Genomic DNA, 14,850 nt, shown 5'->3' with positions numbered 1-14,850 from the left:
TATAGCTAGAGGTTGATTTTCTAAGATGAAATTTACTATATCGTTTTTAACGATAAAAAAGAGCGCGAATATGGCGCTCTTAGGTAGGTTTTATCAATGCGACTGCAGCCTGTTAGAAAACATCAGGCGCGATAGACGTCACGCATCAGATTATCAATACAGTTCACAACACGCATACTGGCGTCTTCCATTGAGTGCAGTTGTTTGACCATCTCAGGTAAATTACCTTTTTGTCTGGCATTGAGTGCGGCTTTACCCGCTTCGTGCACCGCTTTATGTGGTGCATCTAAGGCTTTGAAGTTACTCAAATGCTGATAATTCTCAGCGCCAAATCCTTTGAAATACCATTGTCCGAGACGGCACTCAGTGTGCGAGTTTACACTGTGGTTATGCTGTGGTTTTTCAATTAATTGATAAACACTGCTTTTCCAGACCGCGTGGTCAAGTTTCGTGGTATTTAAGAATGACGCGGTAGCAGCGTTATGGATAACCTGCTGCATTTGCTTTGAGCGTTGCAGTACATCTTCAACCACTTGGCCGATTTGGGTAGAAGAGCTGGCAACATCGATAGCGCTGCTTTGATTGTTATGGACAATTTCTTTAATTTCAGAAGCTTGAATGACGATTTGTTTCACGAGTTTTTCAATGTGGCTGCTGGCTTCGTGGGCTTTACTGGCAAGTTGGCGCACTTCATCGGCAACTACTGCAAAACCGCGTCCAGCCTCACCTGCGCGGGCGGCTTCAATGGCGGCATTCAATGCCAGCAAGTTCGTCTGTTCTGAGATGCCTTGAATCGCGGCAACAAACTGGTTGATTGAAGAGGTCGTCGCATCTAGCTCAGTAACGGCTTTCATGCTGCTCGACGCTTGCTCATTAATATAAGTCGCCCGTGTGCCTAAACTTGCCACGGCGATGCGGGTTTGATCAAAAATCTTATCAAGCTCTGACAGTGAATCCTGTTCGGATGTGAGCAATTCAGCACTGTTGGCTAAACCTTCGCGCACCGCATTGAGCATTTCTCCACCTTGGTTTTGGCAGGCTATCACCTCAGTGTAGTGAGCCGCATTTTGCCGCGATTGCTGCTGCATAGTCTCATTTTCACGGATCATGCCACGCAGTTCATCGATTTCATTTTGGCGTTGTTGTTCTAGTTGGATAAGCCGCTCTTTAAGCGCCTTATTTTCAGCTTTGAGCTGGGAATTAAACCACATAAAAAGACCTCTAGCGTCGCAAGGACTATGGCTATTGCTTATCGACTTACAGTGACTAGGCTCAGCGGTAAATACTGCAATGTTAATAAGAAGTAAAACTATTCAGGTGTTGAAATATTAACTGATCCTTTGGCTTTATTCTTAATTTTTTTAGGGTTATTGCTGCTTTTGTGAATTGCCATAAGTAGTTTAGTACTATCGAATGATAAGCGAACCACGCTAAGGTTAACTTAGCTTGGTTCACTTTGAGGTTTTATGCTCTATGGCATAGGTAAGTCGAGTACCACAGTGGCAATGCTGAAATATATAAGCACGCCTATGATGTCGGCGATGGAGGTGATCAGTGGCGCACTTGCCGCCGCAGGATCCATCTTTAACTTGCTCAGTAAGAAGGGCAGAGACATACCAATCAAGCTGCCAATAATCACCACAATTTGCATAGTGAGCGCGACAACCAGCGCGATTTCAGGGCCGCCACGCCAGAAGCCGAGCAGTGATACGGCCGCCGCCATGCTTGCACCTAATAATCCGGCGACAAATAACTCACGGCCCAACATAGATAGCCAGTCCTTGAGTACCACTTCTCCCGTGGCTAACCCGCGTACCATTAAGGTCGCCGATTGTGATCCCGCATTACCGCCGCTATCGATAAGTAGCGGCAGGAAGAAGACCAAGGAAACATAACTGGCAATCGTGTCTTCGAAGAAGGCGATACCGGCTCCTGAGAAGATATTGCCAAACACCAAAATCACCAGCCAAACCACGCGCTTGCGGTAGAGTAAGCCTATGCTAGCTGTCTTAAGGTTATGGTCAATATTGCCGATGGCCGCGGTTTTCGTGAACTCAAGATCCGCCTGTGAGCTGGCAATATCCATAGCGTCATCATAGGTGACAATACCGACAAGCTGGCCTTTGCCATTGACTACAGGCAGCGCCATCAAGTCGTAATGGGCGATCATCTGCACCGCTTCTTCGCGAAATGCATTGGCATCGAGGGCGACGGGATCGGGTTTCATAAAGTCGACCACTCGCTCGTGCGGCTGCGCCAGCAATAGCTGTCTTAAAGACACAGTACCAATCAAGCGACCTAACATGTCCACCACATAGGTTTGATAAATGGTTTCCTTATCGGCGGCCTCAGTGCGTAGGGTATCAATGGCTTCTGCCGCAGTATGGCGGCTATTGAGCAAGGTGTAATCCGAAGTCATGACCGCGCCGACCTTCGCTTTGTCATAGGCGGCGAGGGTGCGCATATCTTCCCGTTTGGCCAATGCGAGCGCAGGTAAAATGGCCGCTTGCTGGGTTTCATCGAGCAGATTGTAAAGGTCGGCACGTTCATCAGCCGCCATGTGCACTAGCAGCGCAGAAAGCGTGGTTTTGTTTAGCTGCTGAACTAAGCTCGCCTGCAATTCGTCGGTCAGGTAGCGAAATAGATTGGCGCAAACCTTAGGTGATGCCAGTTGCAATAATAGGACTTGTTGCTCTTGATTAAAGACGTTAAATACCGCTGCAATATCGGCAGGATGGCGCTTTTCGGCTAATTCAGCCATGGCGCTGGCACTGCGTTGCTCGATAATCATCTGCAGGTTATGGATGATTTTTTTAGTGTTGTTTGTGCTGTTATTCATGTTCATAGTTCATTCTCTCAACGATCTAGTGACCAAAGTAAAAGGTGATGTCTGCGCCAAGTTGCAGCGCGTTGCCACGAAGGGCATTGCCTAAGCTCAATTCCAGCTGTAGCTGTCGTTGCGGCGTGTGTTGATAGGCGAATTGATAGGCAGCCTCACTCAACTCTTTTTGATAAAGCTCGGCTATCAGGCGATGGTGACTACTGAGTTCATAGGCCGCCGCGATGCCCGCAAGTAATTGGGTCGATTCATTAAACTCATGGGTAAAACCTAAGTTGGCATACAGGCTGACATCGGAGTCGCCTAAGGTTTTACCCATAATGCCGAAGGCTTCGGTGGCAAATCCGTTGCCGTTATCGAGGTTTTTCTGCAAGTTGATCACCACTGCGCTGTGCCAATCATTCTGCTGCCGATCTGAATCGGAGTGGGAGTTTAAGTTGAGCGGTAGCTTGATACCGACTTCAGCTTGCTCCTCACGAATAGCGTCATTGGCATTGGACGCTAAACCTAAGTGCCATTCCCATTGATTACGGCTACAAGTGGTGGCCGCGTTTAATTGTGGGCGAGCATGATCCGACCTAGGTTGTTGCCAGCCGAGTTCTAATTCGCAGTGTTCTGCGAGGGCAGGATCATCCACTTCAAGATGGGATGCTGCCGCACTCATGCTGTAGTACAAGCTGAAACTTGCACAGGATAAAGACCGCAAAATTGCTGCGTTGTTTATGTAAGCCATGTTAAGGCTCCTCAGGTGTAAACCCTTAGGTGTTAATCCATAGGGGTAAACGGAGGGGACTGAGGCAAAAACTTGCTTTGAGATGCAAAAAATACACATAACTGAACCCCAGCGAATATGCTGGAATTGCGAAAAGCGCAGCCATAGGCTCAGGCTTTATGGTTTGTGATTGATATTTTGGGGGAGGCGGAGTGAAGAATGGTTCACACTACTACCCTGCTTAGCAGGTAGCAGCAAAATATTGCGGGCTAGTGCTAGGCGTTAAATCCTGTCTTTTGGACAGGGCATCTACTGTCGCTTATGTGTGTGCCCACAGTGGGTCTCCGCAATGATTAAAAGTCGCCATCATTCTAATGGCCAAAAAGTTAAAGTCAACCGCATAAGTCGTTACCTATGTTTTTGTTTAAATTTAGATTTTAATTAAATGTTAACATTATGGTGCTGCTTAGGTCTGTGTATGGTTATTGGACTGCTTGATGAATTTATGTGCAGTGGCTTGTTGTTGATTTGTTTGTTTTATGGGCGCTGACGGTAATGCTGCCTCTATGAGGTGTCTTTTAGTGGTATCGGATATCGGGCATTGGGTATTGATGTCTCGGGATCGGATATTGATGCGTCGATTGAGTTTGGCTAACACCTTATCTCAAATGGATTATTTGGCATTGATGCGCATCGGGTATACCCTTGTAGTGTCTGTACCTGTGAGTCAAAGTGATCATTCATACAGGTTCAGACAGGTTAAGACTGGTCGCCGTTTTCAGATTTGGAGGTATTACGCTGTGGCACACAATATCGACGTTGATGAGTTGGACTCCATGGCTGCGGCTGTTGAGCATAATGATATCGCCCAGATGAGGGTCGCCAATATCAAGATCGCCAGTATCAATCTGTTTAACTTTATTGAGCCGCCTTTGGCTTACTACGACTTTGAAAATATCTATAGCCATGGTCAGTGGCAGAAAAAGTGCCAATGGCTGAGTGAGTTTCTCGCCCATCGCCAGCCCGATATTGTTGGATTTCAAGAAGTGTTTAGCCCTGAACCGCTCAAACGAATCGCCAGCGAGCAAGGGCTAGTGCATTTTGCTGTCATTGATGCGCCTACCCTTATCTGTGATTACATTTATCGCAGCCCTGTGGTCGCGCTTGCCTCCCGTTATCCCATAGTGGAAATCAGCAGTGTCGAACCTGATGCGCGTTTAGTGTCGGCGATGGGATTATCGAGTGAATTTGCTTTTAGCCGTAAGGTGCTGCGCGCAACCGTTGAGGTGCCGCACATTGGTAAGTGTGATTTTTATGTGGTGCACTTTAAATCAAAACGCGCCGGATTAGCGCTCGAACCTAAGCTATTTGAACATCAGCCACTTGAACCTAAGCGATTTGAAAATCAGCCCCTAGGATTCGATAACTCGGCACCCGCAGCAAGCATAAAACTGCATTCAGAAACCCAATTACTCACAGAGCAAGCTTTAGGCCGCTGGGCATCCACCATGCAGCGCGGCGCGGAAGCTGCGTTATTATTCAATGGCATATTAGTACGCAGGCAAGCATCTAAACATCCCGTCTTAGTGATGGGTGACTTTAATGACAGCCTGACGATGGGCGCCTTAGATGCACTAACGATACAGGGCGAGAGCCTTCACAGTAATGATATTAAAGCCGCTGGCCTTGGGCATTTATCGGATGCGGCGTTAGCTGCGGTGTTTGCTCAGTATCAACTTAAAGATGCCTATGAGTTATTTATTGAAGCGAACTTGAGGGACAGTTTGACGGGTAATACCGCTTACCATAGGGAACACAGAGCGGCGACCCATTACTATGGCCCCAAAGGTTCTGTGCTGGATTATATTTTGCTTTCGAGCGAGTTTGATGCGAGCCATGGCCGCAGTTTAGCCCAAGTGGTGGATTATCAAACCTGCGACAGGCACTTAGTCAGACCCGAATACGAGCGTGATGCCTACAGTACTGACCATGCGCCAGTGATTGTTGAGTTGGCGCTGCGAAGCTAAGCCAATCCTTCAATTCAGCGCACTTGAAATCACTTTATATCAAGCTAACTCAGTATCCCTCAAACCGATTTGCGCATCAGGCGATGTCGCGGATAAGCCCCATTTGAAACCAAGCTTGCAGTGCCTGCAGCACTTGCATCGGCGCCTGCGCGTCGCTAAAAAATGCCAACATCATTTCGCATTGTTCGGCAAAGGTGGCACCGCCAATAAATCCCAGCAGCAGCGCGAGTTGATATTCGGATAGGGAAATAAACTCAGTTAATCGGCTTTCGCCGCGCCAAAGTAACCAAGCTCGTTTGCCTTGATAATCGGGACTGGGCGGTGATTCTTGCTGTTTTAATGCTTGCCAAGTTTCAACCGCATTACTGTTGCATTGGAATAGCTGCACGCTGGGGTGAAAACGCAGTTGGCAACCCGGCCATTGCTCGGCAGGCAGTGCTTGCAGGCGGGCAAAAGTGGCGCGCTCGGTATCAAAAGCATCGAAGGCATTCAATAAACGCCGCTCGAAGCGAGCAATATCGGCAATGATCGGATACTGACTGAAAAACGCATCTTGGGTTAAATAGTCGGGCAGGGCATCGGCAAAACTGCGCAGTGAGGTAAACGCCGATGGCTGACTGGCAATATAACCTTTGGCCATGCGTTCAAAGAGTTCATCACCCAGATAGATGCCCAGCATTTCGTGGTCGGTTTCGAGGGTTTCGGTTAGACGAATGCGATAGGCATTGGCATAAATCTGCATCCGAATATCAGCATTAATGCCGCCTTGCTCGGCAATCTTATCTTTGAAGGTTTGCGTGGTTTGCTCAAGTGTGGGCGGTGTATCTACCGCAGCACTCGCCAGCAGATAATTCATAAATGCGTGTTGTAGCTGCTGAAGTTGGCTCATGCGATAACCTTTCCTTCATGCATGTTCTTTCTACCTTTGGCGGCGTTGAGTGGATGCGCCTCACCTAAGGTATCGCGGGCGATATTTCTGGCAATCGTGAGTTCGGCTTCGAGGGCGTAAAACTCGGGGATATTGGCGTCGCGCTCTATCATAGTGCTGATGCCGCCAAAACGTTTCAGTGCTGCACAGTAGAGGTCCCACACGCTGCTCGGTACATCATGGTCGTGCGTGTCTATCACATAGTCGCCATAGTCGCTGTGTCCGGCGAGGTGAAATTGCTGCACCCGTTTGGGATTGATTTTATTCAAGTAGTCCAACGGGTTGAAATTGTGATTGCGGGCACTGACGTAAATATTATTGATGTCTAACAAGATTAAACAGTCTGCGGTCTCGGCAACGGCATTAACGAATTCCCATTCGTCCATGCTGGAATCTTGATAGGACAAATAGCTAGAAACGTTTTCCATCAAAATGCGGCGGCCTAAAAAATCTTGGACGGTTTTAATCCGCTGCGCCACATGCTTAACGGTTTCTTCGGTATAGGGCAGTGGCAGGAGATCGTGGCTGTTCACCCCATGAATTGAGGTCCAGCAGATATGATCGGAAATCCATTGGGGCTGCACATCGTTGGCGAGCTGCTTTAAGGCTTTAAGGTAATCCATATTAAGCGGGTCGGTACTGCCAATCGACAGGGAAACACCGTGCATCACCAGGGGATAGCGCTCGCCAATTTCCTTGAGGTAATAGCGGGGTTTACCGCCGGCGATCATGTAGTTTTCCGAGAGCACTTCAAACCAATCGATATCGGGCTCGGTATTGAGCACTGCATCAAAATGCTGCGTCCTCAGACCTAAGCCAAAACCTAATGGTGCTTGCGTGATGACATCTTGCGCCACATTGACTCCTTATCCTTAAGTTTTCTGCTGCTGTTGTATGGGTTAACACGGTGGTAAACAGGGCGATAAACGTGACCAGCACAAGCTGGTCACGATTTTTAATCAGCATATTGGCGTTTAAGCGCCTGCTTTGCCGCCGATATCACCGCAGGATTTTGCAGGTGCAGCGACAAAACCACTGCCTTTACAGCTGGCGTGGCCCGCACAGGCGTTGTCAGCAGTTTTACAATCGTTATGGCCTTTGCAGGTGTTAACGCCATAGCAGTGAACGAGTTCGGCGTTAGCAATTTTACCCACCCAGTCATCTGCGACTTTACCGCCGACATCACCACAGCTTTTTGATGGCATAGCTACAAAACCACTGCCTTTGCAGCTGGCGTGTCCAGCACAGGCGTTATCAGCGGTTTTGCAATCGTTATGGCCTTTACAGGCATTCACGCCATAACAATGTACGAGATCGGTACTGTCAGCGCCAGCCATAGGTTCGGCGGCATTGGCGTAACCCGCCATGCTTGCCATTGCCATTGCCATCGCTAATGCGGCGCCCGTCAGTGCAGTTTGTGTTTTCTTATTCATGGTTCTAATCCTTTTGAGTGTGACTGCTAATGAGTAATCTTGATTTGGTTGCTTTGATAACGACTGCTGTAAATCGACGACTTATAAAGCATTGACTAATAAACACAGGAGTAAGCCTAGTTGTTATCGAGCGATTCGTTTGAATATCTTGTGCGCTGGCTAAACGAGCCTTTCGAATGCGCAGAGCTTTTTCCTGTTGCGTTAATGAGACCCGCACTCAGACCAATATCTTTCAACTTAAGTTAAAATAATGTTGTGAAAATCGAGACCAGTGCGATCGAGATAGCAGAGACATTGCCCAATTTGTGGGAAAAATGGTGTTTCTTACGCAGGTTTCGTGGTGTAAATAAGGTATGATCGGCAACCCGTGGATGATGGCAAATAAGCGCTGCGGCGCGTTCGGTACTCGCACTTAGGTGACATTGGGTATATCATCCGTTTCCCATTTTTAGACTGCAGCCCTTTTTTAGTGGCGGCACTATTTTACAGGCAGCACTATGGCTATCAGAATCAAACTTAAACCCGGCCGCGAGAAGTCGCTCGAGCGTCGCCATCCTTGGGTATTTTCCAATGCTATTCATAACATTAAGGGAAAACCTGAAGCGGGTGAGACGGTCGATGTGGTCGCGCATGATGGTCATTGGTTAGGTCGTGGTGCTTGGTCGCCTGAGTCGCAAATCCAAGTACGCATTTGGACTTTCGATCGCGAAGAAGAAATTGATCGCGAGTTTTTTGCCAGACGTTTACAGCGGGCGCAAATTGGCCGTAACGATTTAATTCGTGAGCAAGGCTTAACGGGTTATCGTTTAGTGGCTGCTGAGTCCGATGGTTTACCTGGGATCACCATCGACAGATATGCCAATGTGTTGGTGTGTCAGTTACTGAGCACAGGTGCTGATTTATGGCGCGATACCTTAGTTGAGTTATTGGCTGAGCAATATCCTGATTGCGCTATCTATGAGCGTTCCGATGTGGATTCGCGTAAGAAAGAAGGCCTGCTGCCAGTTACGGGTTTACTGCACGGTACGCTGCCAGAAATGCCGGTGATTATCGAAGAAAACGGCATCAAGATCGCCGTCGATGTGATCAAAGGCCATAAAACAGGTTTCTATCTCGATCAACGTGATAACCGCGCCATTGCCGCCCGTTTTGTGAAAGATAAATCGGTATTGAACTGTTTCTGCTACACAGGCACCTTTGGTTTGTACGCCGCGAAAGCAGGCGCGGCCAGCATAGAAAACGTCGATGTGTCTTCTTTAGCATTAGCGACGGCGCGCCAGAACATGCAAGTGAACGGTTTGAGTGATGACAATGTGCATTACAACGAAGCCGATGTGTTCAAGTTGCTGCGTCTATACCGTGATGAAGGCAAAACCTTCGATGTGATCGTACTCGACCCGCCTAAGTTTGCCGATAACAAGGCGCAGTTGAACGGGGCATGCCGTGGTTATAAAGACATCAACATGATTGCATTGCAGTTGTTGAATCCGGGCGGGGTGTTATTGACTTTCTCTTGCTCGGGATTAATGCCTGCGGATCTGTTTCAAAAAATCGTGGCCGATGCGGCGCTGGACGCGAAACGCGAAATCCAGTTTATCGAACGCTTAAGCCAAGCAAGTGATCACCCAATCGGTAGCGCCTTCCCTGAAGGATTCTACTTAAAAGGCTTAGTCGCCAGAGCTTGGTAAGAGCCGCCAGAGCTTGGTAGATAGTCGCTAGAGCTTAAGCCAAGCGCTTAAGCTGCCTGCGATGTGGGTTTAGTTAGAGAATAGGCCTTAGTTAGGGAATAGGAGGCTTAGTCAGAGAATAGATGGCTTAGTCAGATAACATTTAACCCTAAAAAGAACCATAAAAAATGCCAGCCCTTGAATAAAGTGGCTGGCATTTTTATCGCGTATTTTTACCGTGTTTTTTACATCTGCAGCCGTGTGACTGGAATGTAAGTGTTAACGCTTAACTTATTCGGCGGTAAAGGTTTTTACGCCATCAGGGGTGCCGACTAACAACACATCTGCGCCGCGTTTAGCGAACAGACCGTTAGTGACGACACCGACTATCTCATTGATCTGACTTTCCAATTCTTTTGGATTAAGGATCTTAAGATTGTACACATCGAGGATCACGTTACCGTTATCGGTCACTACGCCTTCACGGTACACAGGATCGCCCCCCAGCTTAACTAACTGACGTGCCACATAAGAGCGCGCCATAGGAATGACTTCAACTGGTAGTGGGAATTCACCTAGGATGTCGACTTGCTTAGTGTTATCCACGATACAGATAAACTTTTCAGCCACAGCCGCAACAATTTTCTCGCGAGTTAACGCCGCGCCGCCGCCTTTGATCATATCCATACGGTCGTTGATTTCATCGGCACCGTCCACATAGACAGATAAACGATCAACGCTGTTTAAGTCATAAACGGGAATACCCAGCGCTTTCATTTTCTGAGTTGATGCCTCAGAACTAGAGACTGCGCCTTCGATATCAGCTTTCATGGTCGCCAGTGCATCAATAAAGTGATTCACAGTCGAACCAGTACCAACACCAACAATACTGTCTCTTTCAACGTACTTGAGTGCGGCCCAACCGGCAGCTTTTTTCATTTCATCTTGAGTCATGTTGACATCCTGTAACGGCAAATGAGTAAAAAATTCTGCGCTTAGTATACTCTTTTCCGATAAATAATGTGGCGCAATTCAGCCTTAGGTGTGATCTAGATTGCAGGCTTGTCGACATGAGTCAGTGATCCCAATAACCTAAGTAACAGAAGCAGTTAAGTTAGAAAGCATTTCGCTATACGCCACTAATCTAACTAAGCTACTATGGCAAAAGCAGAATGGTTTATAGATGATTGGTAGAGGGATTTAGCATGGCTGGCGCAAGTTTATTAACCTTACTTGACGATATCGCATCGATTTTGGATGACGTAGCGGTAATGAGTAAAGTGGCGGCAAAGAAAACCGCGGGTGTGCTTGGGGATGATTTAGCCCTCAATGCCCAGCAAGTCACAGGCGTGAGTGCCGAGCGTGAATTACCTGTCGTTTGGGCGGTAGCTAAGGGATCGTTTCGTAATAAATGCATTTTAGTGCCCGCAGCCCTGCTGATCAGCGCCTTTATTCCTTGGGCGGTAACACCGTTATTGATGTTTGGTGGACTGTTTTTGTGTTACGAAGGATTCGAAAAACTGCACCACAGCTATAGCCACAGAAAAGGCCAGCCACACAGCGAAACGCAGGAGGAAAGCGAACTCCCAGACATCAAAGATTTAGCCGCTTACGAGGCTGAAAAGGTCAAAGGCGCGATTCGCACCGACTTTGTGTTATCGGCGGAGATTATCGCGATTACCTTAGGCATAGTGGCGGACAAATCCCTATCGACGCAGTTTTTCACCTTATCCGTTATCGGGATCATCATGACCATAGGTGTGTATGGTTTAGTGGCCGCGATTGTGAAAATGGACGATGCGGGTTTGTACTTGAGTCAGCGTGAAGGCGAGTCGGCCTTAACGCAAATGAACCGTAAACTGGGTTTTGGCTTATTGAGCGCCGCACCTGTACTGATGAAAAGTTTAACCATTATCGGCACTGCGGCCATGTTTATGGTGGGTGGCGGGATTTTAACCCATGGCTTACACATGATTGGCGAGCAAATCCAGCATGCTGAGCAAGCCGTCGCGTCGATGAGTTTTGTCGGACCTATGCTTGCTGTGCTGACGCCAAGTGTGCTCAACGGCCTATTTGGCGTTGTTGCTGGCGCACTCGCACTCGCCGTGATGACAGGGATACAGAAACTGCGTGGCGAGTGAGGTGCGCGCATCGACAATCGAGGATTAACTCAACAAGGAAGGGCGACGATGAAGTTAATGAAATACTGTATCTCCCCGAGTAAGTTGGCTTGGTTACGCAAAGAATTGGGTAAAGATGCCAACGGCTTGATTGCGGCAATGGATGCTGCGGGCACAGCTTATCTCGATAAGCTCAATGCATCGACCGAGGCGTTAGAGGGAGATCCGCTAGAAGGTGAGGCGGCCGAGACTGATACGCCCACCAATGCGAAGGCTCAGACTCAGCGGCAAGCGCAGCGTCATTTGGCGTATTTGTGGTTGCAGCAGCGGATTGCCTTAGCGACTCGTATCGATGATGCTGACATGGCGGCATTAGCGGCCTTTGAATTTCAACAGATCCACATTGAAGTGGTTCAGCCATCGGAGTTCGATGCGGTTGTCACGCGATTACAGGCTGAGCCAGTCCTAGGTTTTGATACTGAAACCCGTGCGAGTTTTGAGCGCGGCGTACAACATCCATTGAGCCTTATCCAAATCGCGACAGCGGACGCTTGTTATCTATTTCAACATGCCATTTTAGGTGAGCAATTCACCCAGTTAAAAACCGTATTAGAAGATGAAAATATACTCAAAGTCGGCGTCGGTTTACGCAGTGATGCGCAGGCCCTCAAGCGGCAATGGGGCATCAATGTCACTTCAAAGTTAGATTTAAACTGGGCACTGGCGCAACTTGGTGCGGAGAAAGAAATGGGGACGCGCCAGTTGGTGGCGACTCTGCTGGGCACTCGTATCGATAAACCGAAAAAAATCACCCTATCGAATTGGCAGCATGTGCCATTATCTGGCGCGCAAATCGATTATGCCGCCGCCGATGCCTTGGCGGCACTCATGTGTTTCAATGCGTTAATCACTCAGCTGACGCCTTTTTATCATGCATCGAGTGCCACAAAAGCCGCGCCGTTAATCCCTTTGAGTCTAGCGGCGCCATTGGCGAAATATTTTAAGGATGTTGCATGAAGCGCAAAACCCAAGATGCTGCAAAGGAAAACATCAGGCCATCACACTCGGATATGAGCTCGCAGGGCACCAGTACCTTAGGTTTGATTTACCGCGTGCTGGGCATGTTGATCCTGTTAGCGATGATCACCCTTGGGGTAAATGCCTGAGCTTAGTGATTTTGTGATCATCAGTGCCAACAGGTAAAAATAAAGGAGAACGCTATGTTAGATGCCATTTGTGAACTCGAAACAGAGGATCATTTAACAGCGAGAACCACTTACAGTGTTTTTAAGTTTCAACAATTATCCGATGACGATATTGAGCGTTTGCGACAATGGTTAATTTGCCCTGCGTGCGGCGGTAAAGCGTATTTTCGTAAAGCTTCAAAGGATGGCAAAGCCGCCTGTTTCGGCTCGCGTTATCACCAAGCCGATTGCATTGAATTTAAACCCTCGGCGCAAAAGTCCCGCGAGGAGCAAGATGCCATCGAAGTGCATCAGCAGCTGGTGGACGCCGATGCGTTAATGATCGATTTTAGTCGCAAGCCCCGCCGCCATTCTCCCGCAAACAAAGCGCCCACCGTGCCATCTGCAAGTAAGACTGCGCCAACGGCTAAGTCATCTGCTATATCTGAGTCCTCTGCTATATCTGAGTCGCCACCAGTACCTGTTGCATCGTTAATGGATGCTCAAGTGCAAGAGTCGAAAACAGACTATCAAGTTAACACTGCGGCGCACACAACCGAGAAACGGGTACCAAGCCAAGGGCTCGAAAAGTTACTGCACAGTTTATTGCGTGGCACAGATCTGGCGAAATCTGATCTCTGGGTATACACAGACACTGAGCGCAAATACCGTTGGCGGGCGAAGAACCTGTTCGTCAACTTTGCCGATGCCGACCCGCTTGATAACAAACCCCACATGTATTGGGGCACAATATCCCATACAGACCCGACCATGAGCTGGCTTAATCCCGCCGACAGTAAAGATATCGGTATTCCTATCGATGGGATAAAACAGCCATTATTAGCGCAATTTGAAATAGAAGATAAACGCGATCTAGAAGGTGCGGGATTGATTTTATTTGGCAAATGTTTTTGGAATAAAGAAAAGACCCGCAAAATTATTCAGCTGTGGAATAACGATTTGCAGCGGATTTTTATCTCGAAGCTGGAAGATTAGCTTTGGGCAGAAACTAGAATTGGGGAGAGAAAAGGGGCTATTCCCGACGTACAAAAACATCACGGCAAAAGTCCCTATCTATTTTATTACTCATAACGCTGATTAAAGCGTTTACTTGCCGCAGCACTTCTTGAATTTTTGACCGCTACCACAAGCGCAAGGCTCGTTACGATTCGGTTTCTTCTCGAACGTTGTGGTCTTAGGCTTATTCAATAAACCTTCTAACTCAAGGATATCTTCAGCAACGTCGGCATTGACTTCGATATTAGCAAACAGTTGGTGCTCGGCAACAATCGCAGCAACTTCGAGTTTACGCGCTTCATCGGCAACAATTAATTGCAGAGGGAAAGCTTCTGTACCCGGTTTAGCAACACGCTTAGTGTTGTAGCCAAAGCTCTCATGCTTAGGTTTAGGCGTTTTACGACCTTTGAAGAAAAATTTGTCTGACATCTTGGTTCCGTCGAGCAGTGTATGAAATTGACGATGCTTATACTATAAAACGCCGATTTTATAAATCTAACTCAGATCTTTTTTCGATAAATGTGTGGCTTTTGCCCTTAAGCGGTCCAAAACTTGTCGAAACAACCATATCTGTCGAATTTACTGCAGTGATTCGACCTAGGACATTAGGGCGGCTAATTCTCTAGATAATGCATTCGTTAAAACATTGTGCCCGATATGCGGTGGCTTTTTAATCTCAGTGGTAATTAATTCAACAGTAATCGTCAGACTTGTTTGAAAAACCTTCAGTTAATGAGTTTTGTCATAAAAAGTACTTTACCTTTGAGAGTGCTTTTAGCATAATGCCCCACGTCAACAGGGGTGTAGTTCCAATTGGTAGAACAGCGGTCTCCAAAACCGATGGTTGCGGGTTCGAGTCCTGCCACCCCTGCCAAATAAAACAACGGCTTGCATAGAAATATGCGAGCCGTTTTATTTTTGTT

The 14,850-nt window shown here is 47.7% G+C and carries 14 protein-coding genes and 1 tRNA gene; 7 read left to right on the top strand and 8 right to left on the bottom strand.

Annotated features, from left to right (window positions below):
- Window positions 1-122: 122 nt before the first annotated feature.
- The 3 genes from FW758_RS03520 to FW758_RS03510 all read right to left on the bottom strand — a co-directional run bounded on the left by FW758_RS03520 (window position 123) and on the right by FW758_RS03510 (window position 3,572).
- On the bottom strand, window positions 123-1,211 hold the full coding sequence (locus tag FW758_RS03520; protein WP_446444647.1) for a methyl-accepting chemotaxis protein: 1,089 nt from the start codon (window positions 1,209-1,211) through the stop codon (window positions 123-125).
- Between the two features lie 260 nt (window positions 1,212-1,471).
- Window positions 1,472-2,845 (bottom strand): magnesium transporter, encoded by a 1,374-nt coding sequence (mgtE, locus tag FW758_RS03515; RefSeq protein ID WP_071938436.1) that lies wholly within the window; start codon window positions 2,843-2,845, stop codon window positions 1,472-1,474.
- A gap of 19 nt (window positions 2,846-2,864) precedes the next feature.
- Window positions 2,865-3,572, bottom strand: coding sequence for a hypothetical protein (locus FW758_RS03510; RefSeq protein WP_446444646.1), 708 nt, complete (start codon window positions 3,570-3,572; stop codon window positions 2,865-2,867).
- 779 nt (window positions 3,573-4,351) lie between these two features.
- Between FW758_RS03510 and FW758_RS03505 the strand changes: the two genes are divergently transcribed.
- Complete coding sequence (locus FW758_RS03505; protein WP_446444693.1) at window positions 4,352-5,578, top strand: endonuclease/exonuclease/phosphatase family protein; 1,227 nt, start codon at window positions 4,352-4,354, stop codon at window positions 5,576-5,578.
- 76 nt (window positions 5,579-5,654) lie between these two features.
- Here the strand turns inward: FW758_RS03505 and FW758_RS03500 are convergent, their stop codons facing one another.
- The 3 genes from FW758_RS03500 to bufA2 all read right to left on the bottom strand — a co-directional run bounded on the left by FW758_RS03500 (window position 5,655) and on the right by bufA2 (window position 7,939).
- Window positions 5,655-6,467 (bottom strand): HvfC/BufC N-terminal domain-containing protein, encoded by an 813-nt coding sequence (locus tag FW758_RS03500; RefSeq protein WP_259522231.1) that lies wholly within the window; start codon window positions 6,465-6,467, stop codon window positions 5,655-5,657.
- Entirely contained in the window at window positions 6,464-7,363 is a 900-nt protein-coding gene (gene bufB / locus FW758_RS03495) for an MNIO family bufferin maturase (protein WP_347097026.1), read from the bottom strand. Before bufB ends, FW758_RS03500 begins: the two co-directional genes overlap by 4 nt.
- 117 nt (window positions 7,364-7,480) lie before the next feature.
- Window positions 7,481-7,939, bottom strand: a complete 459-nt coding sequence (gene bufA2 / locus FW758_RS03490; RefSeq protein WP_107948786.1) for a BufA2 family periplasmic bufferin-type metallophore — start codon at window positions 7,937-7,939, stop codon at window positions 7,481-7,483.
- A gap of 497 nt (window positions 7,940-8,436) precedes the next feature.
- Here bufA2 and FW758_RS03485 point away from each other — a divergent pair, with 497 nt between their 5' ends.
- Window positions 8,437-9,627 carry a class I SAM-dependent rRNA methyltransferase gene (locus tag FW758_RS03485; protein WP_006082773.1) on the top strand — a complete coding sequence of 397 codons (1,191 nt, stop codon included), beginning with the start codon at window positions 8,437-8,439 and terminating at the stop codon, window positions 9,625-9,627.
- 270 nt (window positions 9,628-9,897) lie between these two features.
- Here FW758_RS03485 and rpiA read toward each other — a convergent pair whose 3' ends face one another.
- Window positions 9,898-10,560: a ribose-5-phosphate isomerase RpiA gene (gene rpiA, locus FW758_RS03480; RefSeq protein ID WP_006082772.1), complete on the bottom strand. Its 663-nt coding sequence runs from the start codon at window positions 10,558-10,560 to the stop codon at window positions 9,898-9,900.
- A 251-nt stretch (window positions 10,561-10,811) separates the two neighbouring features.
- On the opposite strand from rpiA, the gene FW758_RS03475 reads away from it, so the two are divergent.
- From FW758_RS03475 to FW758_RS03460, 4 genes are read left to right on the top strand one after another with little or no spacing between them, the layout of a single operon-like run.
- Window positions 10,812-11,747 carry a DUF808 domain-containing protein gene (locus FW758_RS03475; protein ID WP_446444645.1) on the top strand — a complete coding sequence of 312 codons (936 nt, stop codon included), beginning with the start codon at window positions 10,812-10,814 and terminating at the stop codon, window positions 11,745-11,747.
- Window positions 11,748-11,795: 48 nt separating this feature from the next.
- On the top strand, window positions 11,796-12,743 hold the full coding sequence (locus FW758_RS03470; RefSeq protein ID WP_446444644.1) for a 3'-5' exonuclease: 948 nt from the start codon (window positions 11,796-11,798) through the stop codon (window positions 12,741-12,743).
- The gene (locus FW758_RS03465; RefSeq protein WP_199908748.1) at window positions 12,740-12,892 is read left to right on the top strand and encodes a hypothetical protein; all 153 of its coding nucleotides are present in this window, start codon (window positions 12,740-12,742) and stop codon (window positions 12,890-12,892) included. Before FW758_RS03470 ends, FW758_RS03465 begins: the two co-directional genes overlap by 4 nt.
- Before the next feature lie 54 nt (window positions 12,893-12,946).
- Window positions 12,947-13,906 carry a hypothetical protein gene (locus FW758_RS03460; protein WP_446444643.1) on the top strand — a complete coding sequence of 320 codons (960 nt, stop codon included), beginning with the start codon at window positions 12,947-12,949 and terminating at the stop codon, window positions 13,904-13,906.
- Between the two features lie 111 nt (window positions 13,907-14,017).
- Here the strand turns inward: FW758_RS03460 and FW758_RS03455 are convergent, their stop codons facing one another.
- Window positions 14,018-14,356, bottom strand: coding sequence for a PBPRA1643 family SWIM/SEC-C metal-binding motif protein (locus tag FW758_RS03455; protein ID WP_446444642.1), 339 nt, complete (start codon window positions 14,354-14,356; stop codon window positions 14,018-14,020).
- Between the two features lie 368 nt (window positions 14,357-14,724).
- On the opposite strand from FW758_RS03455, the gene FW758_RS03450 reads away from it, so the two are divergent.
- A tRNA-Trp gene (locus FW758_RS03450) sits at window positions 14,725-14,801 on the top strand.
- Window positions 14,802-14,850: the final 49 nt, after the last annotated feature.

The organism is Shewanella sp. 1180_01, from assembly GCF_052850535.1.
This window is presented reverse-complemented; position numbering and strand designations above follow the sequence as displayed.

Excerpts from the sequence above, each read along its gene's own strand:
- FW758_RS03520 (WP_446444647.1), bottom strand. The coding sequence starts at position 1,211 with ATGTGGTTTAATTCCCAGCTCAAAGCTGAAAATAAGGCGCTTAAAGAG.
- mgtE (WP_071938436.1), bottom strand. The coding sequence starts at position 2,845 with ATGAACATGAATAACAGCACAAACAACACTAAAAAAATCATCCATAAC.
- FW758_RS03510 (WP_446444646.1), bottom strand. The coding sequence starts at position 3,572 with ATGGCTTACATAAACAACGCAGCAATTTTGCGGTCTTTATCCTGTGCA.
- FW758_RS03500 (WP_259522231.1), bottom strand. The coding sequence starts at position 6,467 with ATGAGCCAACTTCAGCAGCTACAACACGCATTTATGAATTATCTGCTG.
- bufA2 (WP_107948786.1), bottom strand. The coding sequence starts at position 7,939 with ATGAATAAGAAAACACAAACTGCACTGACGGGCGCCGCATTAGCGATG.
- FW758_RS03485 (WP_006082773.1), top strand. The coding sequence starts at position 8,437 with ATGGCTATCAGAATCAAACTTAAACCCGGCCGCGAGAAGTCGCTCGAG.
- rpiA (WP_006082772.1), bottom strand. The coding sequence starts at position 10,560 with ATGACTCAAGATGAAATGAAAAAAGCTGCCGGTTGGGCCGCACTCAAG.
- FW758_RS03475 (WP_446444645.1), top strand. The coding sequence starts at position 10,812 with ATGGCTGGCGCAAGTTTATTAACCTTACTTGACGATATCGCATCGATT.
- FW758_RS03470 (WP_446444644.1), top strand. The coding sequence starts at position 11,796 with ATGAAGTTAATGAAATACTGTATCTCCCCGAGTAAGTTGGCTTGGTTA.
- FW758_RS03465 (WP_199908748.1), top strand. The coding sequence starts at position 12,740 with ATGAAGCGCAAAACCCAAGATGCTGCAAAGGAAAACATCAGGCCATCA.
- FW758_RS03460 (WP_446444643.1), top strand. The coding sequence starts at position 12,947 with ATGTTAGATGCCATTTGTGAACTCGAAACAGAGGATCATTTAACAGCG.
- FW758_RS03455 (WP_446444642.1), bottom strand. The coding sequence starts at position 14,356 with ATGTCAGACAAATTTTTCTTCAAAGGTCGTAAAACGCCTAAACCTAAG.